Annotated in this window: 19 protein-coding genes; 7 read left to right on the forward strand and 12 right to left on the reverse strand. The window is 44.3% G+C overall.

From position 1 onward, the window contains the following. The 4 genes from ABDW16_RS26135 to ABDW16_RS26150 all read left to right on the forward strand — a co-directional run. The coding region (locus tag ABDW16_RS26135) for a TlpA disulfide reductase family protein (RefSeq protein WP_343673904.1) at nucleotides 1-1,169 on the forward strand (1,169 nt) is incomplete at its 5' end. A 103-nt stretch (nucleotides 1,170-1,272) separates the two neighbouring features. Continuing rightward, nucleotides 1,273-2,349: an alpha/beta hydrolase gene (locus tag ABDW16_RS26140; protein WP_343673906.1), complete on the forward strand. Its 1,077-nt coding sequence runs from the start codon at nucleotides 1,273-1,275 to the stop codon at nucleotides 2,347-2,349. An 8-nt stretch (nucleotides 2,350-2,357) separates the two neighbouring features. Continuing rightward, entirely contained in the window at nucleotides 2,358-2,873 is a 516-nt protein-coding gene (locus ABDW16_RS26145) for a hypothetical protein (RefSeq protein WP_343673908.1), read from the forward strand. A gap of 84 nt (nucleotides 2,874-2,957) precedes the next feature. Beyond that, nucleotides 2,958-3,182 (forward strand): hypothetical protein, encoded by a 225-nt coding sequence (locus ABDW16_RS26150; protein WP_343673909.1) that lies wholly within the window; start codon nucleotides 2,958-2,960, stop codon nucleotides 3,180-3,182. Between the two features lie 170 nt (nucleotides 3,183-3,352). On the opposite strand, the gene ABDW16_RS26155 is transcribed toward ABDW16_RS26150, so the two are convergent. After that, complete coding sequence (locus ABDW16_RS26155) at nucleotides 3,353-4,003, reverse strand: RloB family protein (protein ID WP_343673910.1); 651 nt, start codon at nucleotides 4,001-4,003, stop codon at nucleotides 3,353-3,355. A 4-nt stretch (nucleotides 4,004-4,007) separates the two neighbouring features. Beyond that, nucleotides 4,008-5,183: an AAA family ATPase gene (locus tag ABDW16_RS26160; protein WP_343673912.1), complete on the reverse strand. Its 1,176-nt coding sequence runs from the start codon at nucleotides 5,181-5,183 to the stop codon at nucleotides 4,008-4,010. Between the two features lie 165 nt (nucleotides 5,184-5,348). Here ABDW16_RS26160 and ABDW16_RS26165 point away from each other — a divergent pair, with 165 nt between their 5' ends. Beyond that, the gene (locus ABDW16_RS26165; protein ID WP_343673913.1) at nucleotides 5,349-7,718 is read left to right on the forward strand and encodes an ABC transporter permease; all 2,370 of its coding nucleotides are present in this window, start codon (nucleotides 5,349-5,351) and stop codon (nucleotides 7,716-7,718) included. Nucleotides 7,719-7,738: 20 nt separating this feature from the next. Here the strand turns inward: ABDW16_RS26165 and ABDW16_RS26170 are convergent, their stop codons facing one another. The 9 genes from ABDW16_RS26170 to ABDW16_RS26210 all read right to left on the reverse strand — a co-directional run bounded on the left by ABDW16_RS26170 (nucleotide 7,739) and on the right by ABDW16_RS26210 (nucleotide 19,758). Then, entirely contained in the window at nucleotides 7,739-8,686 is a 948-nt protein-coding gene (locus ABDW16_RS26170) for a zinc-binding alcohol dehydrogenase family protein (RefSeq protein WP_343673914.1), read from the reverse strand. Nucleotides 8,687-8,758: 72 nt separating this feature from the next. Beyond that, entirely contained in the window at nucleotides 8,759-9,343 is a 585-nt protein-coding gene (locus tag ABDW16_RS26175) for a Crp/Fnr family transcriptional regulator (protein WP_343673915.1), read from the reverse strand. Between the two features lie 336 nt (nucleotides 9,344-9,679). Beyond that, nucleotides 9,680-11,629 carry an FAD-dependent oxidoreductase gene (locus ABDW16_RS26180; RefSeq protein ID WP_343673916.1) on the reverse strand — a complete coding sequence of 650 codons (1,950 nt, stop codon included), beginning with the start codon at nucleotides 11,627-11,629 and terminating at the stop codon, nucleotides 9,680-9,682. Beyond that, on the reverse strand, nucleotides 11,629-13,077 hold the full coding sequence (locus ABDW16_RS26185) for a RagB/SusD family nutrient uptake outer membrane protein (protein WP_343673918.1): 1,449 nt from the start codon (nucleotides 13,075-13,077) through the stop codon (nucleotides 11,629-11,631). Before ABDW16_RS26185 ends, ABDW16_RS26180 begins: the two co-directional genes overlap by 1 nt. 21 nt (nucleotides 13,078-13,098) lie before the next feature. Further along, nucleotides 13,099-16,353: a TonB-dependent receptor gene (locus ABDW16_RS26190; RefSeq protein ID WP_343673919.1), complete on the reverse strand. Its 3,255-nt coding sequence runs from the start codon at nucleotides 16,351-16,353 to the stop codon at nucleotides 13,099-13,101. 210 nt (nucleotides 16,354-16,563) lie between these two features. Continuing rightward, entirely contained in the window at nucleotides 16,564-17,643 is a 1,080-nt protein-coding gene (locus ABDW16_RS26195; protein WP_343673920.1) for a FecR domain-containing protein, read from the reverse strand. Between the two features lie 54 nt (nucleotides 17,644-17,697). Further along, nucleotides 17,698-18,294, reverse strand: a complete 597-nt coding sequence (locus ABDW16_RS26200) for an RNA polymerase sigma-70 factor (protein WP_343673922.1) — start codon at nucleotides 18,292-18,294, stop codon at nucleotides 17,698-17,700. A gap of 408 nt (nucleotides 18,295-18,702) precedes the next feature. Continuing rightward, entirely contained in the window at nucleotides 18,703-18,942 is a 240-nt protein-coding gene (locus ABDW16_RS26205; protein ID WP_343673924.1) for a hypothetical protein, read from the reverse strand. A 159-nt stretch (nucleotides 18,943-19,101) separates the two neighbouring features. Continuing rightward, nucleotides 19,102-19,758, reverse strand: a complete 657-nt coding sequence (locus tag ABDW16_RS26210) for a hypothetical protein (RefSeq protein ID WP_343673925.1) — start codon at nucleotides 19,756-19,758, stop codon at nucleotides 19,102-19,104. A gap of 238 nt (nucleotides 19,759-19,996) precedes the next feature. On the opposite strand from ABDW16_RS26210, the gene ABDW16_RS26215 reads away from it, so the two are divergent. Beyond that, nucleotides 19,997-21,001 carry a DUF2157 domain-containing protein gene (locus ABDW16_RS26215; protein ID WP_343673926.1) on the forward strand — a complete coding sequence of 335 codons (1,005 nt, stop codon included), beginning with the start codon at nucleotides 19,997-19,999 and terminating at the stop codon, nucleotides 20,999-21,001. Beyond that, on the forward strand, nucleotides 20,985-22,151 hold the full coding sequence (locus tag ABDW16_RS26220; protein ID WP_343673928.1) for a hypothetical protein: 1,167 nt from the start codon (nucleotides 20,985-20,987) through the stop codon (nucleotides 22,149-22,151). Before ABDW16_RS26215 ends, ABDW16_RS26220 begins: the two co-directional genes overlap by 17 nt. A gap of 269 nt (nucleotides 22,152-22,420) precedes the next feature. On the opposite strand, the gene ABDW16_RS26225 is transcribed toward ABDW16_RS26220, so the two are convergent. Continuing rightward, nucleotides 22,421-22,819, reverse strand: coding sequence for a GNAT family N-acetyltransferase (locus tag ABDW16_RS26225; protein ID WP_343673930.1), 399 nt, complete (start codon nucleotides 22,817-22,819; stop codon nucleotides 22,421-22,423). Between the last annotated feature and the right edge of the window lie 76 nt (nucleotides 22,820-22,895).

The following is a 22,895-nucleotide window of genomic DNA, read 5'->3' on the forward strand; positions in this document are numbered from 1 at the left end:
GGGATGCAGATAAAAAGCTGGCACTCTCTGAGCAGTTTCTGAAAAATTATGCACCTGACACAGAACTGGATGACCTGGCAGGAATCGATTATGACAGGGGCGTTTGGAGAAACATCTTTGCTATTTTTATTGCAAAAGGCGATACTGCTGTATTGGGAAAATATCTTAATACCACTACCCTGAATATGCTGGTATTTGCCTACTATAAAATGGTGGAAATTCCTTATGCAGACTGGAAAACCATGCCTGCAAAACAAGCTTATCCATTTTCACAGCGCATTATGGATAGAGTGGCTTATCTAAAGACACATCAGCCGTCAGCATACTATTATTACACACCAACTGAATTTGCTGCTTATATAGATGATATCTTCAAACATGATTATATCACGCATGCCTCCATCCTGAAAGAGACAGGCCGTGAGAAGGAAGCATTGTCACAGGCATTGTTGCTGCAGGCATCCTGGAATTATACCAACGCTACCTTGAATCAGCTGGAAGCTTCTTTACTGGAAAAGGCTGGCGATAAAAAGAAGCTGGACGAAGTGCTGCATGGTAGTGTACGCATGAACCAGGCTTCTGCCCAGATCATCGATCTGCTGAAGAAAGAGTATTTGAAGACACATAAGGATACAGAAGGTTTTGATGCCTATCTGAATTCTATGAAGGATGCACATACGATGGAGTTATTGCGTGAACATGTTCAGTCAGCCATGATCAGGAGAGAAGCGGTACCATTTGAGATGAAAGACCTGGATGGCAAGACGGTTTCACTGACAGCACAGAAAGGAAAGGTGGTAGTGATGGATTTCTGGGCTACCTGGTGTGCACCTTGTAAAGCAGCAATGCCGGGTATGCAGATGGCGCAGGAGCATTTTAAAAATGACAGCAATGTGGTATTCTATTTTGTAGATACGCAGGAGCGCGATCCTGATTATAAAGAGAAGGTAAAGAAATTCATAAAGGAGAAGAAATATCCATTTAAAGTGCTGTTTGATAACGGAGATGAATTTTACAGCAAGTATGCAAAGCTGATCCAGACATCCGGCATTCCTTTTAAAGTCGTGATAGATGGAAAGGGAGATATCCGGTTTGCACAGATTGGGTACATGGGTAGCCCGAGCGGCCTGGCAGATGAGATTGAGACCATGATTTCTCTTGCAAAATAAGTGACCATTTGATTGATTGATAAAATAACAAAGAGTGATGACCCAGGTGCAGGCGCTTCTCCTTAACCGGGGAGGCGCTTCTCCTTTTTTAAAGATGAATGTTATGAGGATATTATTGATATTGCTTTTTATAAGCATACAGGGAATGGGGCAATACATTTCCAAAGATGTGCAGTATTATAATGCAGATAGCAGTATACACTTTGGGGGGACCCTGATAGTGCCTGCGGGCGTGCAATCATTTCCGGCAGTGGTACTAATATCAGGTACAGGAAAGCAGGACCGCGACGGTACGATGGCAGGGCACAAAATGTTCAAAGTGATTGCTGAGTACCTGGGCAGCAATGGAATTGCAGTATTGAGGGTGGATGACAGGGGAACCGGAACGACCACGGGCGATTATGAAAAGGCGACAACAGCAGATTTTGCCGCAGATGCGATAACAGCAGTCACGTTTTTAAAAGCATATCCGGGCGTAAAAGGGATTGGACTGGTTGGGCATAGTGAGGGTGGTGCAGCGGCATATATGGCGGCTGTAAAGAGCAAAGATGTACGGTTTATGATTAGCCTGGCGGGGTTAGCAACTACCGGGTTAAAGGCATTGCAGGCACAGAACAGGGCGATTGTGGCCAGTGCAGGGATTCCTGTACTCATGCAGCAACGGTTCAATGCAATAAATGATATCATGTTCGATACCGCCTATGCCTATGCGGGGTCGCCGGATATGGAGTCCCATTTACGCAGTGCCTACGCAGCCTGGAATGAGCGTGACCTGGCAAGGGGAGAGCAGGATTCAGTGTATAAAAAGAGCCGGGATCACTTCTTTTTCCCTTTGGAGTCATATATCATGCAGGCAACGGGCCCCTGGTACAGGTATAATATCCGTTTTGACCCTACGCCCTGGCTGAAACAGGTAAAGGTGCCGGTATTGGCCTTCAATGGGGATAAAGACATAATGGTGGAAGCGGATGAGAACCTGGGGAATTATAAGAAGTACGTAAAGCAGGTAAAGGTGGTAAAGGTAGGGGGATTGAACCATTTATTTCAGCATTGTGTTACCTGTACAATGCAGGAACCAGCAAAATTACAGGAAGATTTTGCCCCGGAAGTATTAAAAGAAATGGTATCATGGATAAATGGAATGAAAATTGATGTAAACGGCGTTCAGTTTATAAAGTGATCACCAACATGAAAAAATTTTTAATACTGGCTGCTTTGGCGGCATTGCCAGCTTGTACCAATCCAACCCCGGAGAATTATTTTGACACGGCTGTATTGAATACTAACATCATCAATGATTTTGGGAGTGATGCATTGACGAAAATGCTGATTGCCCAGAATGTGAAATACAATGGCAAATTGCCAAATGGTCCGAATGCAGCTACGAAGCTGATAGATGGGAAGGTGCAGTATATAGAGAAGGAGCTGGTAAAAATTAAAGATCTGAAGGAGACGGAGGAAACGAAGACGATGCTGCAAACATCTGTGGCTTTGTTTGAGTATGTGCTGCCAGTATATAAAAATGAATACAAGGCGCTGGCAAAGATGAGTGATGATGGTGGAACGCAGGAAGATGTGTTATCGCTGGGCAAAGAGATTGATGAGAAGTACGGCGAGCGTTTTGACTCTTTGTTTGATGTGCTGACGGCGGAGGGAAAGAAGTATGCGGCGGCACATGATATCAAAGTGACCTGGGGAAATTAAATATTTTTTTTAATTGATTGAAAAATATTATATTTATAATAGCCATAGCAAAACAATAGTTTTTTAAATTAAAAACCTTATTTAATGCTGGCTATTGGCCCGGATTGGGCAATAGAATCAGTGGAGGTGCACATCATCTCCCAATTATTTAACCTCAGCCTTCGTGAAGCAAAAGAATGGATGGATTGCTTACACGTTATCCTCAAAAAAGAAAGAGGAGAACAAGTTAACCTAAGCGAGTTCTGTACCTATCATGGATTTGATATTGAAATATTAATTCCGGTTCTCAAGGCTCTTACAAGGCACTAAAAAACAAAACTCACATGGGAAAAAAATGTGAGCTGTTCACGCAGGTGAATGGCAAAGTCGTCAATCGTTAAAGACCAGCTGGTCTTTACGGCGAATGGCATGGTAATGTCCCCATTCGTAGCCGGTTGGTAAAATTATTTTTTACCTGTTATGGCAATTGAAGGATAAGCCTATTGAAAGGGCTTATCCTTTTTGGTTTGAATCAATTTCTGGAAATAATTTTTTCCCATGATGGTGATGAGCCTATCCACCAGCATATACACTTTGGTCGTATTGTCAGCCGGGAAAAAGTGGTCTGCGTCTTTCTCTAACAGCGCTGCGTTTTTAAGTGCTTTCTCTGTATAAGGTAAAATTTTCTCCGGGTGATAACCGCCATGTATTAAGGTAGAAAGGATATGTTTTAGTTTCTGTGGCTTCAGGCGCGTGTCTGGGAGTGTTTCTTTGAAATGCATATAGGGCCATACTTCAAAGCAGGGATTACTCAATACCAGCCGCCAGTTTTTTTCTTTACAGATCTCATATAATTCTCTGAAGTCATTTTCTTCATGATGATCTACATCCATCACAAGATATACTTCATCAATTTCTGCAAGTCCTACTTTATCAGCATGGGCTTCTGCCCGTGCAAGCACCCATTTAGGCGCTGACAGCGTAGGGTTATCAGCGTCTTTGCCTGCAATTGTTACCGTCAGTTTGGGAGAAACTGCTTCGAAGTGCTTGAAGTAATTGGGTTCTGTCAGTGCGCCTTCACAGGCAATTACAATACGCGATGCATCACGGTAAGGGGGATGTTTTACATACGAGAGGTTTTCAATATTCATAGGGTTACCATTTTAATAATTCAAGCGGAGCGGTAAAAGGGATGGCACCAAAACGATTGATCAGGTAGCCTTTGCGGATATCCAGCCGGGCATTGACAATGAAATCATTCAGGCTATAAAGTCCTGTGGCGCCGCTTTCCTGTGTTTTTACTGCAAACCATATTTCATCGTTACGAAATATATCCAGATCGAGTAGATTTGATTCATGCGTAGTAAAAATCAGCTGCCCCCTGGTGTCTGAGTTGTGCATTATTTTCTTTATCAATGCAATGATCAATACCGGGTGGATACTTTGCTCTATTTCGTCGACTATAATGGTAGCAGGATTGTGAATCATTGACCAGCACACCGGCAGCAATTCCAGTAGCCTTTTAGTTCCCGTGGATTCTTCTATGAGATCGAACGGGAAGTTGTGATGGAAGGCGATAATTTTATTGACAATTATTTCGTCATTTTCTTTGGTAGTAAAATATCTGCTGTTGTTAAGAACAATAATCTTACCGGGTTCCTGTAATAGGTTCGGGTGAATATTGGTGATATCATGTGCCTTCCGGAATTCAGTGCGTGGCATTTTTTGCACCTTGAGAAAATCAATACCGGTATCTAAATTTTTGAGCAATTCATTGCTAAAGGAAAAGAATGCAGGATTGGTGCATAGTGCATGCAGGCACTCAATAAGTCCTGTATTGTGACGCATGATGATCAATTGGGTGGTGATCCAATTGTATGCATCTTTATGGGTGTAAATACGGAGTGTATTTTCGTTGTGTTTGAATATAAGTGAAGGGGCTTTATCAATACCTGATTCATAAAGATATTCTTCAACCACATTTTTGTCGTCGATGGTAAGGCCGTATAAGAAGAATGTACCTGCAGTAAAAAACTCAATTAAAAATGAGGATGGTTGTTCCTGGTTTTCTATTTTTAACCTGAATTTTTGACGGTTTGTACGTGTGCTGATGCAGCCATTTTTAACCCAATATTGTAGTTGCTCAAGGGCATCAATGAGGTTGGATTTTCCCGCCCCATTAGCGCCATAGATTGCCGTTGATCTGAGCGTCTTCACTTTTCCCAGGTCATAAATGTGATGCAGATGAGTGGTGCCGGAGCCCGGAAAGGTGTTAAATTCGGTTGTAGCATCAAAGGACAGGAAGTTGGATATAACAAATCTTAGGAGCATACAGTGGGATGGGTTATATTCAAATATATTTATTTTGTTTCATATTTGTTCGTAAGCGGACAATAATTGTCTTGAAACCGAACATCATTTGTAAGACTGATCATTGATTTTCAATCCATTCATAAAGGGCATTCTTATTGAGTACCTGACTACAAAACCCATCCGATGTTCAAAAACTACCTCCGTATTGCCTTTAGAAACCTCTTCTCAAATAAAGTATACGGTCTCCTCAATATCCTCGGCCTTGCCCTGAGCATGACCTGCGGCCTGTTGATTTTTGTTCTGGTAAAATATCATCTCAGTTTCGACAACTTTCATAAAAACGCCAACCGCATCTACCAGTTTGTCACGGAACAACACAGGGAAAACATTTCTTACACAGGCAGCGTACCGCCTGCATTTGCAGCAGCCTATAGACAGGATTTCGGAGAAACCGGCGTAGTAGCCCGGGCAGCAACATACAGCGAAGCCCTGGTGGCTTATGACCTGACGAAATTCATCGAAGCTGAGGGCGTTTCATTTGTAGACCCTACTTACTTTGATATTTTCAATTTCCCCCTGCTGACAGGAAAAAACCTGCTGGCAGAACCCAATACAGTATTAATTACTGCTTCGTTAGCTAAAAAATATTTTGGCAAAGAAGATCCCATTAATAAAGTAATTAAAATCGAAAACAAGCTGGATGCCCGGGTAACTGGCATATTAAAAGACCTGCCCGGAAACACAGACCAACGTACAGGTATTTTTATCTCCTTCAAAAGTGTAAAAAACTTTGATGAATTTGTAGGAAAGGAAAATAACTGGAATGGTATTACCAGTACTTTAAAAACATATGTACGCTTACTCCCCGGTGTATCAACGGCAAACCTTGAAAAGCAATTTCCCAAATACCGCGAGAACAGGAAAGGGAGTAAAAATATCCATGTTTACCACATGCTTCCCTTACAGGACAGGCACTTTGATGCAAGATATGGTGGTACGATGGAAAAGCGTAGCCTTTGGATCCTGACATTTGCCGGTCTTTTCCTGATTGTAACCGCCTGCCTGAACTTCATCAATCTATCTACCGCACAGGCACTGAGAAGATCCAAAGAAGTAGGTATCAGAAAAGCACTGGGTAGTTTCAGGGTACAATTATTCTGGCAGTTTTTGATGGAGACCGGGATTATTGTAGTAATAGCCACAGTGGTCGCCATCGTACTTGCCGCATCGCTGTTGACCAATGTGAATTCATTGTTTGACGCCCGGATGAGTTGGGGCAGTGTAATGGATGTAAAGCTGCTTGCTTTTATTGCAGGAATGATTCTGATAGTCACTCTTTTTGCAGGTAGTTATCCAGGTTTGATTTTATCGGGGTTCCGTCCGGCGCTGGCATTGAAAGGAAAAGTATCTATGCAGCAGGTGGGGAGTTTTAATATACGCCGTACACTGATCGTGACCCAGTTTACGATTACATTAATATTGATCATTGGGATGCTGGTAATTACCCGGCAAATGCAATATACGAGGCAGGCAGACCTTGGGTTCAATAAAGACGCGGTACTCATGGTGCCTATGGGCGCAGATTCTTTGGATGCGAATGTAACAAGTCTGAAAAATGAATTGATGCGACAGGCAGGTGTTAAGAATGTATCCGTTTGTTTTGAAGCCCCTTCTTCCTGGAGTAGCTGGAATACTAATATCCGTATAGTGGGGGACGGGGAAGACGAACCGTTTACTGTAGACGTGCGCTCTGCAGATGAACAGTATGTTTCTACTTTTGGCTTACAGTTGATTGCAGGTCGTGATTTATTTCCTGATTCTTCGGCAAGAGAATGTATCGTAAACGAGATCTTTATGCATAAGCTGAACCTGAAATCGCCACAGGAGCTGATAGGTCAGCAATTAAGTTTCAATGGCGGAGAGCAGGCTACCATTGTAGGTGTGGTGAAGAATTTTCATATGCATTCATTGCATGATGATATAGGTGCGGTAATGATTACACCTTACAATAAATTCTACCAGAACTTCGCAATTAAATTGAATATGGGACAGTTGACCACGACTATCCCGACAATTGAAAAACTCTGGTCAGCACGGTTTCCGGGTAAGTTATTTACCTATAAATTCTTTGATAAGCAGATCGCAGAATTTTATAAAACGGAAGAAACAATGTTGCGATTGGTGAGCATCTTTTCTGTGATCGCCATCTTTATTGGTTGTCTGGGCCTGTATGGGTTGATTTCATTTATGGTAATGCAGAAAACGAAGGAGATCGGTATCAGAAAGGTGCTGGGTAGCAGTATCGGGGAGATTCTGTGGATATTTGGAAAAGAGTTTGCCGTGCTGATCCTGCTGGCGTTTTGCCTGGCGGCACCGGTAGCATGGTGGATGATGAACAGGTGGCTGGAAGATTTCAAATTCCATGTGAGCTTAGGTCCATGGACGTTTGTAGGAGCAGTGGGGTTGACGATGATTGTAGCCGGATTAACGGTGAGCTTCCAGAGTGTAAAGGCAGCTTTGATGAACCCGGTAAGGAGCCTGAAGATGGAATAATTTCAGGCCCCTTCGGATAATTATATTGTTACAACCAGGCGTTCGCCGTTGGAGACATCTTTATCCCAGAGGGTAGAGATGTCTTTTAATTTTACGGCAGTGGTAGATACAACCAGTTTGCCGCTGGCAGCAAGTTGAAACATTTCAGGAAGAATTTCTGAAAAAAGCAATCCGACCTGTTGTTTAGGCCATGCACCAAGACCGGAGCCGGAGAGCTGCAGGTCTACGCTGCGAAGGATGGAGGAGGATAACGTAATAGTATCTCCCGCCATACTGCCAACAGATACGTAGCGGGTGTTGTGAGTGAATTTGCCTTTACCCTTGAGCGTAGAAAGGATTTTTTCGGCGGTGTGGCCCCAGAGATAGTCGATTACTATATCGAATGGGCCATTTAACTGGGTGTGAAAATCATCAGTGAGGGGAATGATTTCATCTGCACCAAGTGTTAGTAATTCATTTAAAGAGGTTACATTCCTACCTGTAGCCACCACTTTTTTAGCACCATAATGTTTGGCAATCTGTACAGCTACACGGCCGGTAAAACCGGTAGCTCCGTTGATCAGGACCGTATCTCCCTTTTGAATATTGGCTTTAAAGCGCAGCGCCATTGCTGCACCAATCACTGCATTAGGTAGGGCCGCTGCGGTGACATCGTCCAAAGAGTCCGGTACGGGAACAATCATATTTTTTTCAATAGTGGCCTTTTCTGCCAGCATACCACTGGCGCCTACGGCGTAAACCCTTTTGCCGTCAGGAAGTATACAGATACCGTCTCCACCGATTACCCGGCCATTTACTTTGGGTGCATCACTGGAATAGTGCCTGCCGGAGGCGATGGCTTTATCAACGTGTTTTATGGCAACTGCTTTGACAGTGACTGCTATTTCATTTTCGTTCTGAGGGGTAGGTTCCTGAAAATCTACATATTGAGGTAGTTCTCCCTGTTGGTATACTACTGCTGCTTTCATGTTATATCGTTTTTGTTAACACAAAATTAGGGCGGGAGTAACCCCTGGGACGATAACATATGTTATCATCTGTCAGAAGTGAGATTTTCCTTTGGCCAGTTTGGCTTTGATACGGCTGAGGTGCACCTTGCTTATACCCAGGTACGAGGCGATGTAGTGCTGGGGCACACGCTGGATAATATGTGGGCGGTCATTGATAAGGTGCTGGTAGCGCTGTTCGGGCGTATCCCTGATGATGGAGACAAATTCATTGATATAGTGGGTCTGCCGCTGAACGGTCATCTGCAGGATCAGGTGTATAAAACCAGGTTCATGACTGAGGTCATCGAGCAGCTGGTTCACATGTTCTTTGGCAAGCAGGTATACGACAGAAGGTTCTATGGTTTCGATGGTGATGGGGCTGGGAATATTATTGATAAAGCTGTCGAAGGAGGAAAGCCCTTCATTTTCGAAAAAAAACTGAACCGTGATATCCGCACCGTTTTTATTGAAGTAGGTGCGGATGAGGCCCTTTTCGATGTAGATGTAATTCTGAGATCTTTTCCCTTCTTCGAGAAGGACAGTTTTAGCGGGTATTTCAAGGCGTTGCTGATAGGGCAGGTACTTGTCCCAATAGGCGTTTAACTGCGGAAATTGATGGCGAAAATGGAAGATCATGCGTCAAGATAGTCAAATAATTAAGCCTGGCAATATTGCCAGGCTTAATTATTTATAATCAATTGTTTAGGAGGGATTGCGTCACCTGTTGCAACTGTTCTGATGTGATTAATTGTTGCTATTTGCCCTTAACGGCGTTGAGCTAAATGAATTCTCATCGAGGGTTTATGTGATAACAAATCCCATGTTTGGTATTCCTATCAGACATTATTTTAGATTTCGCAGCTATCTGACAGTCCGGTATTCTTGCCGGACTTCCTTTTCCGAAGATATTTCATTATCCAAACATACCTTAGTCAGAGGAAACAAAGTCCGGTAGTCTTACCGGACTTTTATTTACTGGGGATAGAATAGTACGGCATCTGCCACCACTTCTCCATCCTTGCCTTCATTGGTAATTTCTACATATGCCTTACTGCCCTTTGTCAGTTTGATAGTACCCAGGTCCACCCATTCACCGGATGTCTGCCCTTCCACTTTGATGGAGGCCGGTGTGTAAGATACCTGTGTAGACGTTTTACCATCGGCAGACAGGCGGATATGTGTACTGGCGGGTAGATCGGTGCGTTTGGGTACATAGGTGTATACCTTGTAGGTACCAGTGTGGGTTACATCAGGTGTGTAGCGAATACTGCCGGCACTGTTGGAGATATACATAGAGGGGCCATAAGCACCTTTGGTTTCTTTTTGCCAGTTGCCTTTCATGATTACATGCGCAGCATCGTCATTGTCTACCAGTATTTCTGATGTGGCGTCTGTAGCCAATGGCTTTTGGCGCAGCAGGGCCTGTAGCTGTGAGACATTGACATCCTGTACTGACTGATGATTGTCTATTGCCATAGATGCGGCTACCGCAGCTGATTGTGCCAGTACCATAAATACAGGTTCCATCCTGATAGAGCCGTAGGCGATGTGAGAAGCAGACATACAAACAGGTACCAATACATTACTACCATCTTCCGGCTTGGGAATGATGGAACGATAAGCAATCGGGTAGGGGCCAAAACCACCGATCTGCACATCGCCTTCATTCTTTACCATGCCATTTTCCACAATGCGCTGGCAATTGTGAGAATCCATGGTATATGCCGCCATGCCTATGCCATCTTTCACTATCTCCCTGCTTTCGCAATTGGCCTGTGTCATAACATAGGCCCCAATCATCCTTCTTGCCTCGCGCACATACATTTGTGGAGACCAGTTGCCTGACTCAGGGTATTCGTCTTTTGGATAGCCCCATTGCAACATTTCTTTCCGCAGATGTTCCGGCATGCGTGGATCGTGGCCAATGAAGTAAAGGAGGCCCTTGTTGTACAATTCATGGTCCTTTGTGATCTTTTCCCGGGTGGCATAGTCTGCTTCCGGGTAACTGTAATTCATGCCGATCATATCTGTGGAAAAAGGACCATTGTTATTGATATCTGTTTTGTGATTGGGCATGAGGTCTATTTTCAACATGCCACTGAGGTTCTTAGGTTGTAATTTCTGTACTACACGAAGCAGGAGCTCGTAACGCGCAGGATCGTAGTCTGCCGGTTGTGTAATAGGAATCATATTGTCCTGTTGATTGGTCAGGCAGATCCTGAAATTATACGCCTGTATTTTTTTATTACCGGTACCTTGTTTTTCTACCGGTTCAGGACTGATTCCCCATAGCAATCCACTGGCTGGTTTACCAGGTTCTTTGTAGGGATCGATACCATCCGGAAACTGGTGTTTTTCGCGCAGCTGTGTACCATTGTAGGTTTCGTTATATTGAGCATTGTCTTCACGGCCTACGGTGTAAGAGATGCCGGCTTTTGCCATGAGGTCTCCTTCATAAGAGCAGTCAATGAACATTTTTGCGCGGATGATGGCCGATTGTGTTTGTATTTCCGTAACACGGGTACCTGTTTTTTTTGCACCTGTGATGTATTGTTGATAAAGGACTTCTACACCACCTTCTTTGATATACTGTTGAAAGGTGCGTTCTGCTACGCCTGGTTCAAAAATCCATTGTTCAAACCGGCCATAGTGCTTGCCGATGCGCCTGTAGAAATCCCGGGAAAGGCCGGTAATGGCGTATTTATTGCCAATGTCCGTATACCCAAGGCCGCCCGAAGTAAGGCCTCCCAATCGTTTGCCGGGTTCTATGACCAATACGGATTTATTCATTTTTTTGGCTGTATAACCAGCTATTACACCTGCGGATGTGCCGCCGTAAATACAAATGTCTACTTCCCGTACGTTTTGTGCAAAGAGCTTTCCTGCCAGCAGCAGGCAAAGCAATAATGTTAATTTTCTCATTAGTATCCTGGGTTTTGATCAGTAGTTGGGTTAATGGCAGTATTGTAGTTGTACTCCACTGTTGGGATAGGCCAGAGCAGGTGGCGTTCAGTGATGGTTTTGCCTTTCACTGCTGCTATCACCTGTTGGGCGATACCCAGGCGTTTCAGGTCCAGCCACCTTTTCCCTTCTCCGCAATTTTCGTACCCTCTTTCCTGTACCACACGGTCAATGAATGCCTGCTGGCCTGTATAGTCAGCCAGTTGAAAATCGATGGACGCATCGGGTGTGAGGGGATCTTTTCCATATGCCCTGCGATGCACCATATTCAGTTTCTCCATAGCATCTGCCGACGGTGTACCTGCTGCCTGTGCAACCGCCTCTGCATAGAATAGCAGGATATCTGCATAGCGATACATAGGATAATCATTGCCTCCGGCAGTGACGGCGCTTTTATCGCTGAATTTTTTGAGCAGGATAGTAGTAGCTCCTAACCCGAATGTTTTTGCATACCAGCAATAGGAATAACGCAGGTCATTCTTATCCCAGTTCTTTACGAAGCTGTTTTGCGCGGCATCACTGTAAAAGGTATAATAGCCGCCGGGAGGATAATATCCGGAATTGGGATAATGTGCATATTGAGGATAGGAGAAGCCTTGCCCGGATGGTGTGCGGGCATATTTAAGATAAAATATTTCTTCTGTGGAATTGGAAATGTCAGGCCCGAATACTTTATCAAAATCATCTGCCACATTGACTTTTACGAGAGAATACTTTGCCGAATTGATTACTTCCAGTGCTTTATCTCTCGCTTTGTCATATTGGTGCAGGGTCATGTATACGTCGGTCAGTACTGTTTTTGCAGACCATTTTGAAGGTGCACCAATCAGCCTCGGATTATCGGGCAGGTTTTGCTCCGCCCATTCCAGGTCAGCTAAGATATAGTTATATACATCTGTTGCAGTAGCTCTTGCCAGGTTGATGGAGTCCATGTTCTTTTCTGTACGCAGGGGTACACCATTCCAGTTGCGCACCAGATAGAAGTAACAAAGCCCACGGAGAAAACGGGCTTCGCCTATATATTTCTTCAGATCATCTGCTGTTAATGACTTACCCAAAGGTGCTTTTTCTATCACGATATTCGCATCACGGATAGACTCGTAGAAATCCGTCCACATGCTATTGATACGGGTGATATTCGTATTGTCCAGGCCATTGTAGTCATTGAGTGGCGCATGGCTGCCACGACCATACAGGTATTCAGCATATATTTCCTGCTGGCACAGGTAAAGCGCACCGATGGTGCTCACACGCCTGATAGGAATATAAATAGCATCGAGACCTGCTTCTACTTCGCTGGGTGTATTGTAAAATACTTCTGCTGCAATAGATTTTGGATGTTCTTCCAGTTTTTTGGAACAGGAAGTCATCATATATATAATGAATAGAAATAGAATTGACTGTTTCATTGGTTGATATTTTTAATAATTTCAGAATCCGCACCTGATACCGAACGTAACAGATTTGAATGTCGGATATACGGAATAGTCGATGCCCTGGCGAATGGAATTGCTGCCACCGTAGGCATTCACTTCCGGATCATACCATGAATATTTAGTGAATGTGATCAGGTTCTGGCCACTGGCATATACCTGTGCAGACTTCAGCCAGTTCCAGCCGAGTTTTTTTACAGGTACACTGTATGCGAGCTGAATATTCTTGAAGCGCAGGTAAGAGCCATCTTCTACAAACCTGTCAGACATATTTGCAGAGAGTGTTCTGCTAATTTTTGGATATTTGGCATTAGGATTTTCAGCGGTCCAGTGGCTTTCGTAAATTTCTGCCGGCAGGTTGAGTCCCATACCCAGGTCAAGAGAAACAGCTTTGTTCAGGTTGAAGATCTTATTGCCCTGAGAGCCTTGTATAAAGATCGTTAGTTCAAAGCCTTTCCAGTTTAATACGGAGTTCAGCCCGTAAATAAAATCAGGATTAGGATTGCCGATGTAAGTTTTGTCTGCAGCAGTGATCGCACCATCTTTGTTAACATCCACATATTGAAGATCGCCGGTGGCGGTATAGCCATTTTCTTTGTAACCATAGAAGATCCCTAATGGCTGGCCTTCCCGAAGAATGTTGACATAGTCATTTAAGGAACCTGTATAAATAGCGTCACCAAAGATATCCTGGCCGTTGTACAGCTTTAAAACTTTATTACGGTTCACTGCAATGTTAGCATTCACATTCCAGCCCAGGGTACCTTTCAGAATAGAAGCATCTATGCCGAGTTCAAACCCTTTATTTTCTATTTCGCCTACATTTTTCAGGGTGGTGGTATAGCCCATAGAAGCTGGCAGCCGCACGGTATTCAACAGGTTCACTGTTTTCTTTTTGTAATAGTCCAGTGTGATGAACAGGTCATTGTGCAGCAAACCTACGTCTGCGCCAACATCCAGCTGGTGGGTGATTTCCCACTTCAGGTCTCCGGGCAGTGTGGTGCCTGGGGCATAGGCTACATAGGCAGCATCGCCAAAGATGGTGTTGCCCACGCCGAGTTGGTTGAGTGTCTGATACGGGTTAATAGCCGTATTGCCGGAGAGGCCGTAGCTGGCTCTTATTTTCATATCAGAGATCACCCGGGAGTGTTTCAGGAATTCTTCATTGGCTACTTTCCAGGCAATAGCAGCAGATGGAAAGTTCGCCCACTGGTTATTCTTTGAATAACGGGAAGAACCATCACGGCGAATGCTGGCAGTAAAAAGGTACTTGTCATTATAGCTATAATTCGCCCTGCCCAGGTAGGAGAGTAAGACCCATTTTGAATAACTGCTATTGGGAATACCCGGTGTAGAAGCACTTTCAATATCGCCGGTGCCGGATACATCACCGAGAAAACCGGTGCCGGAGGCATTCAATGTAGTGTTGGTGTTATCCTGGTAAGTGAAGCCACCCATGACGCTAAAGGAATGTTTATTGATCTCACGCTGGTAGGTGATGACGTTCTCGTTTAGCAGGCCGGTTTGTTGAGTGGTTTCTATATTGGCATAGCCTACTGAGTTCACGGTAGGTTCTATGTTGTTGTATACGTCAACGCGGTCGTTCAGGTTATCGATGCCGCCGGAGATCTTGATGGTAAGCCCGGTAATGGGTTTAATGGTTAAGGCGGCATTTGATAACACACGATCTCCTTTAATCACGTCTGACTCTTCGTAAATATGTACCAGTGGATTGACGATTACATTTGAGATAAAGGAATAGGCGGTGTTCAACCTTCTGTATGAGCCATCAGCCAGGTAAGGTGTGAGAGAAGGTGGTGCCATCAGCATACCTGATATAAGATCGCTACCCCTGTTACCGAGTGAGGAGTTTTTGCGGGAGCTATTGAGCCGGGTCAGGATGGTATTTAAAGATACACTGACAACCTTGCTGATATCGTGTTCGATATTACCACGCACATTATAACGCTTGTAGTCACTGCCTTTGACAATGCCATCCTGTAGGTAAGCAGAACTGGACAATGAGAAACGGGTTTTGTTCGTGCCGCCATTTACAGTTGCGCTGATATTGTACAGGGGGGCTTTGCGCAGAACGAGGTCCTGCCAGTCGGTACCTGCATTATGTCCGAGGCTGTCTATCTGTGCCTGTGTGAAGTAGGGTGATAAGCCATCGTTGGCTGCCTGCTCATTGTACAGCAAGGCGTATTGCTGTGCATTCATGAGCTTCATTTTTTTAGATACACGCTGAACGGTGTAACCAGCTTCAACTTCTACGGATGTTGCGTCTGATTTCTTACCGCCTTTGGTCGTAATCATGACTACGCCATTGGCACCCCGGGAGCCGTAGATAGCGGTGGAGGATGCATCTTTTAATACTTCTATGCTGGCAATGTCTGAGTTCTGCAGGAAGGTAGGATTACCATTGTAAGGAAACCCATCTATCACATACAGGGGTTCATTTCCACCTAAAATAGAGTTGGTACCGCGAATGCGTAAGCTCACACTGGCGCCGGGTGCGCCATTGTTCTGCATCACGCGTACACCTGCCGCCCTGCCGGTGAGTGCCTGCATTACATTGGTAGAAGGATAGGCCGTAATGTCTTTGGACTTTACCTGGCTGAGTGAGCCGGTAAGATCACTTTTCTTTACCGTACCATAGCCGACTACCACTATTTCATCGGTAAGTGTGGCTGCCTCCGCGAGGTGAAAGTTTTGTGGCTGGTCGTCTGTAATTTCCGCTTCCTGGCTTTTATAGCCAATGTAAGAGACAACGATGGTGGTATTGCGTTTTACTTTTATTTTGAAATTACCTTCTGCATCCGTGACAACGCCATTGCTGGTACCTTTGGCCATGACGGTGGCACCGGGTAAGGGTTGTCCTTTATCAGTGAGTACCTTACCTTTTATATTCAGGAGTGTATCCTGCGGTGTAGTCAGGTAGACGGGTTGCGCCGGTGCTTCCCGCTGTTTAATGACGATGTTTTTATTTACGATAGACCACGATAACAACTGGTCTTTCAAACAAAGATCCAGGACCTTTTCCAGCGGTGCATTCCTGAGATCGATTGAAACTTTCGGCGCATGATCGATTAGTTTGTGATCGTAGAAGAACACAAAGCCTGTTTGTTTTTCAATATTGCGGAATACCTTTTCCAGTGGCGCATTCTTTTCGGAAAGCGAGACAAACTGTGCGTATCCTTTCGCATAGAGCTGCATACAGGCTGACAACAAAATAATAGCGGATAACTTCATAACAAGGAATGTTTGGAGGTACAGTCGCCGTTTAAAATTAAAATGCATACATTTGGTTTGTTAGGGTAAATAATGTCCCCTCCTGGCCTTTGGCCAGGATTGTGGAATTTGAGAAAGCAATTCATCAGGTTTGCCCTTGCGTTCAACCGGGGCAGACTGCAATCAGCTCCGGTTATTTTTTGTCGGGCAGTAAGTACTATTTTTTCATAACTATGATGTGATTATTATTTTCCTTTCTTTGATTTTGTAATGTACATTGCTGAGTTCAAGTATTTTCAAAACGTCGTTTAAGCTGCTATTGCGTTCGATTTTTCCCCCGAATTCCCTTTCAGGTATGTTTGCTTCATAAATTACTTCTACGTCGTACCAACGGCTTATCTGGCGCATTACGCCGGGTAGTGATTCGTGGTTGAAATGGAAATAGCCGTGTTTCCAGGCGACTATTTCATCGACATCTATATCTTTTTTAACCGTCATGTTTTCGCCTTGCAGGAATGCCTGTTGTCCCGGATTGAGGCGTATGCTGGCGGCATTGTGTCGTACCTGCACGGTGCCTTCCAGCAGCGTAGTCTGAATACTGTTTTCGTCGGGGTAGCCCATGATATTGAAATGGGTGCCTAAGACCTTCACCTCCATATTGTTTACTTTGACGGTGAAGGGCATTTGGGCGTTGGGTGCTATTTCAAAATAGGCTTCGCCCCTCAGTTGTACTTCCCGGCTTTTGCCCCTGAAAGCGGTGGGATACCTGAGCGTCGTGGCGGCATTGAGCCAGACTTTGGAGCCATCTGGCAGGATGATCATGAATTGTCCCCCCCTGGGTGTGACCAGGCTATTATAATGTAGTTCGTTTGTAGCTGTTGCGTCGGCTTTATAAGCGAGTTGACCATTGTTCAGTTTGATGACCTGTACATTGCCCTGGTGGGCAATGGCGCCGTTGCTGGCGCTGTCCAGGCTGATCTGGCTACCATCGGCAAGGGTGAGGGTGGCCTTGTTGCTACCGGGTGTGATGGTGTGTGTGGGGGTGGTAGCCTGGAGCTTTTGTGCGGGATGGCTATTGTTGGTAAAAAAGAAAATGCCGGTGACCAGTAGTGCTAACAGGGTAGCTGCTACGGCATAAAGTTTTACAGAGCGGGGTTTGGATTGACTGGTAAGCATACCGGCGATGGCCTGCTCCCATTGTTGCCGCATGGCATCATCGTCCAGGGAGTTCAGCAGACTGTTGACTTCGTCCTGGGAGATGTTTCCCCTGAGGTATTTTTCCAGCAGGATTGAAAAGGTTTTCTGATCCATAACAAGGTAAAGACGTACAACCTGGATAGAGGGAGGTGGTATTTTGAAAAAAAATTATAGGAAGAAGGAAAGTGTCCACAGTATGATGAGGGAACGGGAGGGATGATTTGCCAGTGCCCTGCGGAGGGTAACGATGGCCTGAACAATGTAGCTCTTGATGGTAAGAGGGGATAGCCCCATGTTTTGGGCGATTTCCTTGTGCTGCATGCCCTGGAAACGGCTTAGTCTGAAAGCTTTTTGCTGTTGGGGAGAGAGGTTGTGAATGGTGCGGAGAATGGTTTGTTCCAGTTCCCGGTATTCGGCCTGTTCGTGTGCGCTGGTATCTTGCTGTTCCTGGAAGCAATGCTGGATGTATTGCCTGTAAGCTTTGTCGCTGGCTAGTTTGCGAAAGCGGGAGTAGATGATGTTGCGGGCAGTGACGAAGAGAAAGCTCTGGGCCTTTTCGATGGTGGGAAGGGTAGTACGTTTTTCCCAGAGCATAGCGAATACATCCTGTGCGATGTCTTCGGCAAAAGCGGGCGATTTGGTAAGGAGCAGGGCGGTATTATAGATGGAGTCCCAGTATTTTTCAAATATAAGCTGGTATGCATGCTGGTCTCCCTGAGCGATCAGTTTCAACAAATCAACATCACTATGTGGAATTTTATGCATAATACAGTTACGGAAAATTTTGGACTGGCCGTTTAAAAGTAATAATAAAAATACATTTTGCAAATCAATTATTCATATTGAGCCCGGCAGGAGTGCCGGGCTTATACTTATGCGTGAAAAATGATGGATGTCTGGCAAGAGTACCTGACATGTCTGTTATACATTTAACCCCTAATATAATATTGAGTGGATCGGAGTATTTGTTAACTACGCTACAAAGGAATTGAAAAGTACAATGCGGGAATAGTTGCAGGTGGGTGCATAACCCTTGGTATTGATTTGATAATCAGGGAATTGTTTTGATAAAAAAGATTCGGGAAAGTGGAAAACTATTTTCAAAGAAAAAGCCAGGTAAGAATACCCGGCTTGTCGTTTGGATTTGAATGTGGCAAAAAATGAAAAGTTTGGTCAGTTGAAGGATGATTTATCGAAAGAGGGTTTGGGATGACTGTTGATGTGGTAACAATTGATGGTGATGTTGAAGTTGGAATATCTGGGAATATGGCGGTAATTGAGGAGGAGGAGAATGACCAGGCGGAAAGTAGATGGTTTGTTGCCTTTGGTGATGAGGCGGAGGTGTAGTGTTTTGTGCCAGTTGGATGCTTGTTGGTGGAGAGATAGGGTGAATAGCTTTTGTTTGTTGTTCATATGAGTTTGGGTTTTATGCAAAGAAAGGAAGTTGAGGGATGGGAGAATAGTTGTGGAGGGGTGTGCAACCGGGAGAAAAGTAACATCCTCCTGAAGGGAGAAAAACAAAACAGTTGCAAGGGCTGTATCACCCTTGCGAACTGTCTTATGTTTATCATATCAAAGGTCTCTCAGCCAATTTATCATTCCCTTCAGAATCTCAATCGCCTTTGCTATCGCCGCCCGCTCGGGCATCCGGTAATGGTTCTGAAAACTTTTAAAAGCTATTTCATCCGCCTGCTTAGAGCTGAAAAGCTGTATAGCAAAACGCATGACTGCTGTTTCCTGTTTAATAGAAACATGATCGCCTGACCGCACAAATGCAGACATGAGCGTGGCAATAACTGATACGGCAATATTCAATTTGAGTTTTTCCCAGGTAAGGGGTTTATCGGGGTCCGGTGTTCCACCAGAAGTATGGAAGAAGCGGTTGTCGATAAAGAGCTTTAGTCTTTGAACCGCTGATAATGTGTAGTTTAATAAGTACACGGTGAAAGAGCCTTCGCCGGTATTTTCGGAAACGTCGGGAAGGGCTTCTATCAGGCAGTTTTCAAGATGAGATAGTACTCTTGAATAGGACGATATGAAGTCATTGTAATGTTGAGGAGACGATAATAATACTGCCTTGTTAAAAATGGCAACCTGAATGTCTTTTTCATAGTCTTTGATTTTGGTCTTCTGTTCTTCAAACTCATCCTGCGTAATCAGCGGAGCATCTTTAATGCTGATATTACAGACTAGTTCAGACAGAAGGTCAATTGAATTTACAGCGTCCAATATATCCGGTTTTAGGGTTATTCCGAGTGGGCATTAGTACACTCAGAGAGGTGAGATATATCTGGGGTGGTCGCTGGTTTTGCGGTTGCAAAGCTAGGTTAAATTTACTGATGGATTAAAATTTTCTTTTATCCAAACTAGTTTTCGGAAGAGTGTCAATGAGTTAGTTGAATTCTGATATACCCTTCATATTCCGCTATTCCTTTTTTATATGAACTTAATGTTATATTTTTCCCGAATGAATATTCGCATGTTCGGGAAACTGGAGCAGGATGGTTTGATCTCCCCCGGGTCAATGTCCAACATCCGTGCTGCCTCCGAGAAAAAATTGTTTAGCCTCCATTGGGAATTGAAGACCATTCTTTATTTGGGAGTACTGTTATTAAGTGGGGGATTAGGTATCCTTGTTGTAAAAAATATTGATACCATTGGCCATCAGGTTGTACTGTTAGCAATTGCATTGGCCTGCATAGGCTGTTTTTATTATTGCTTCCGGAAAAAATTGCCTTTCTTATGGGGAAAGGTTCCTGCTCCCAATCCATTTTTCGATTACATTCTGCTGTTAGGGTGTTTGTTGTTCATCACTTTTATCACCTACCTGCAGGGGGCTTATGGCGTATTTAAGTTCCATTATGGCACGGCTACTTTTATTCCATTGATCGTGTTGTTTTTCAGCGCCTATTATTTCGATCATTTAGGCGTTTTGAGTCTGGCAATTACGAACCTGGCTGCATGGCTGGGTGTAAATGTTTCACCCCTGACGTTTATTGAAGGCACGATGTACATAAACATGCACCTGATTATTACAGGATTGTTATTGGGTGGCGCATTGCTGGTGGTAGATTACTTTACCCATTACCTGCGTAAAAAGCCTCACTTTGGCTTTACCTATCGCAACTTCGGAATGCACCTGATGCTGCTGGCTTGTGTGGCCGCTATGTTTAAATCGGGTTTTAATTCCTATGAAGAAGATGCCAGTTACCTGATCTGGTTTGTGATTCAGATAGGGATCAGTTATTACATATACAGAGAGGCCCTGAAGCATCATTCCTTTTATTTTCTGCTGATGATGGCATTGTATGGCTATGTGGGATTGTCTTATGTAGTTGTGAGATTGCTCTTCCTCACAGATAGTATTGGTGGCGTATATGCGGGTATCCTGTATTTCATTGCATCTGCCATTGGATTGATTATATTCCTTGTTAACTCAAATAAAAAGATCAAACATGATAGCCTACAATAAACAACAGCTGGATAACAGGGATATGGTCCTTGAAGCGGAAAAGGCTTTCAGGAAACAATTGATCACCCAGGAGGAGCTGAGTAATATCAAAGCGGCCTACCCTGTAGAATTGTACACTCCCAATATGTATTTGCGGATAGGATTGTTTATCCTGACGCTGATTATAGGTATATTTTCTTACGGGTTCCTCTGTTTAATAATGTTAGGAGGTGCCAGTGAATCTGTATTTGGTGGTATTAATCTCTTTTTTGCCATTGGTGCTTATTTTGTATTGGAGCTGTTGGTTAAAGAAAAAAAGCACTATAAGTCAGGTGCAGATGCAGCGCTGATGTGGATGAGTGGAAGCGCTTTGATAGGTGGAGTGCTGTTATTGGGTGGGAGCATGAACCCTGTCGGGATAGGTATATTTGTTCTAATAACAGCTACCTGGTTTTTCCTGCGGTTTGCCGACCAGGTGATGGGTTGGGTGGCACAACTGGCTTTGTTGTATACTTTGATAGAAATTCTGCAGTCGCTGCGGTGGGTGCTGCCATTTGTGATCATTGGGGTTTCTTTTGCCCTGTACTGGCTGTTGAAAAAGCTGGTGCAGGAAGAGGCATTCAGGCATTATAAGGGTGTGATGAAGGGAATGCAGGCATTGGCATTGCTCACGCTGTATGCGGGCGGTAACCTTTTTGTGGTGAGTACATTCTATGAATTATATTACTTTGGTGGGCCTGGATGGCATACGGTTGTGATGCCAATGTTGCCAATGGGATTGATCTTTTGGGTGTTGACTGTTGCAACCCCTTTTGTGTATTTATACTTTGGTATCAGGAATAAAGATCAGGTCCTGATCCGGGTGGGATTGATATTGGTAGCAGCCATCGTGTTTACGGTAAGGTATTATCATAGTGTGGCCCCGCTGGAAGTCGCGATGACTGTGGGGGGATTAATTATGATCTTATTGGCTTATGGGGTTATCAAATATCTGAAAGAGCCGAAGAATGGATTTACTTCTGAAGAAGATGATGAGAAAGGAACGCTGGAGGCATTGCAGGTTGAGTCTATTTTGATTTCACAGACATTTAAGACGGGTGCACCTGGCAAGGATCGGTTTGATTTTGGTGGGGGGAGTGCCAGTGGCGGTGGTGCGAGTGGAGAATATTAATAAAAAGAGGCCGACGGTTACTAGCCGTCGGTCCTTTGTTGGTGCTGTCAGCAGGTGCATCAACTTTGATGAGAACTAAACTGAAGCAAAGATAGAATGGCGGAAGGAAGGTGGGTAGAGGGAAAGTACGGAAAATGATCCGTAGTTCTACGGAATGTGAGGGCTGCGTAGGGTTGGCCTGCGGCAGCAAGGAAGATGCAGTTTTTTTCAGGCTGACGCCTGATTGGGCGGATTGGTGGTCTCCGGCAGTGTAGCAGGCGATCCCTTTACTATTCCTTTCTCGGTATATAAAACGCATTATCCAGCTTCGTCATCCCAATCTTAGGATAATACTCCATCGCCGTTGGCGCCGACAATAACAACAACATAGTCTTCGGCCCTATCGCTTCCTGTGTCAATGCTACCAATTGTTTCCCAATCCCTGCCGTCTGATAATCTTTACTCACTGCCAGATCCGATAGATAACAACAATAACAATAATCAGTCACAGATCTCGCTACCCCTACCAATTTTTCCCCATCCCACGCAGAGACTACCAGGTTTGAGTTTTCATACATCTTAGCTATCCGCTCCGCATCCGCAGTAGGTCTTTTCAATACCGCATTGTCATAGAGTTCAATAATATCAGGCGTAGCCGGAACTGTGTCTGTTTTGTAATGGATGTGCATATTTTTTCTGGTTTACTTATCAAAACTACAGCTTGCCAGGACTATCTTTGTGTTCCAGTTTTAAAATATAAAGTAG

The organism is Chitinophaga sp. (assembly GCF_039596135.1).
In the GTDB taxonomy this organism is placed as follows: domain Bacteria; phylum Bacteroidota; class Bacteroidia; order Chitinophagales; family Chitinophagaceae; genus Chitinophaga.

Coding starts and splice junctions, on each gene's coding strand:
- ABDW16_RS26145 (WP_343673908.1), top strand. CDS start 2,358: ATGAAAAAATTTTTAATACTGGCTGCTTTGGCGGCATTGCCAGCTTGT.
- ABDW16_RS26185 (WP_343673918.1), bottom strand. CDS start 13,077: ATGAAACAGTCAATTCTATTTCTATTCATTATATATATGATGACTTCC.
- ABDW16_RS26150 (WP_343673909.1), top strand. CDS start 2,958: ATGCTGGCTATTGGCCCGGATTGGGCAATAGAATCAGTGGAGGTGCAC.
- ABDW16_RS26170 (WP_343673914.1), bottom strand. CDS start 8,686: ATGAAAGCAGCAGTAGTATACCAACAGGGAGAACTACCTCAATATGTA.
- ABDW16_RS26195 (WP_343673920.1), bottom strand. CDS start 17,643: ATGGATCAGAAAACCTTTTCAATCCTGCTGGAAAAATACCTCAGGGGA.
- ABDW16_RS26165 (WP_343673913.1), top strand. CDS start 5,349: ATGTTCAAAAACTACCTCCGTATTGCCTTTAGAAACCTCTTCTCAAAT.
- ABDW16_RS26225 (WP_343673930.1), bottom strand. CDS start 22,819: ATGCACATCCATTACAAAACAGACACAGTTCCGGCTACGCCTGATATT.
- ABDW16_RS26215 (WP_343673926.1), top strand. CDS start 19,997: ATGAATATTCGCATGTTCGGGAAACTGGAGCAGGATGGTTTGATCTCC.
- ABDW16_RS26180 (WP_343673916.1), bottom strand. CDS start 11,629: ATGAGAAAATTAACATTATTGCTTTGCCTGCTGCTGGCAGGAAAGCTC.
- ABDW16_RS26155 (WP_343673910.1), bottom strand. CDS start 4,003: ATGAATATTGAAAACCTCTCGTATGTAAAACATCCCCCTTACCGTGAT.
- ABDW16_RS26160 (WP_343673912.1), bottom strand. CDS start 5,183: ATGCTCCTAAGATTTGTTATATCCAACTTCCTGTCCTTTGATGCTACA.
- ABDW16_RS26220 (WP_343673928.1), top strand. CDS start 20,985: ATGATAGCCTACAATAAACAACAGCTGGATAACAGGGATATGGTCCTT.
- ABDW16_RS26175 (WP_343673915.1), bottom strand. CDS start 9,343: ATGATCTTCCATTTTCGCCATCAATTTCCGCAGTTAAACGCCTATTGG.
- ABDW16_RS26190 (WP_343673919.1), bottom strand. CDS start 16,353: ATGAAGTTATCCGCTATTATTTTGTTGTCAGCCTGTATGCAGCTCTAT.
- ABDW16_RS26140 (WP_343673906.1), top strand. CDS start 1,273: ATGAGGATATTATTGATATTGCTTTTTATAAGCATACAGGGAATGGGG.
- ABDW16_RS26200 (WP_343673922.1), bottom strand. CDS start 18,294: ATGCATAAAATTCCACATAGTGATGTTGATTTGTTGAAACTGATCGCT.
- ABDW16_RS26205 (WP_343673924.1), bottom strand. CDS start 18,942: ATGAACAACAAACAAAAGCTATTCACCCTATCTCTCCACCAACAAGCA.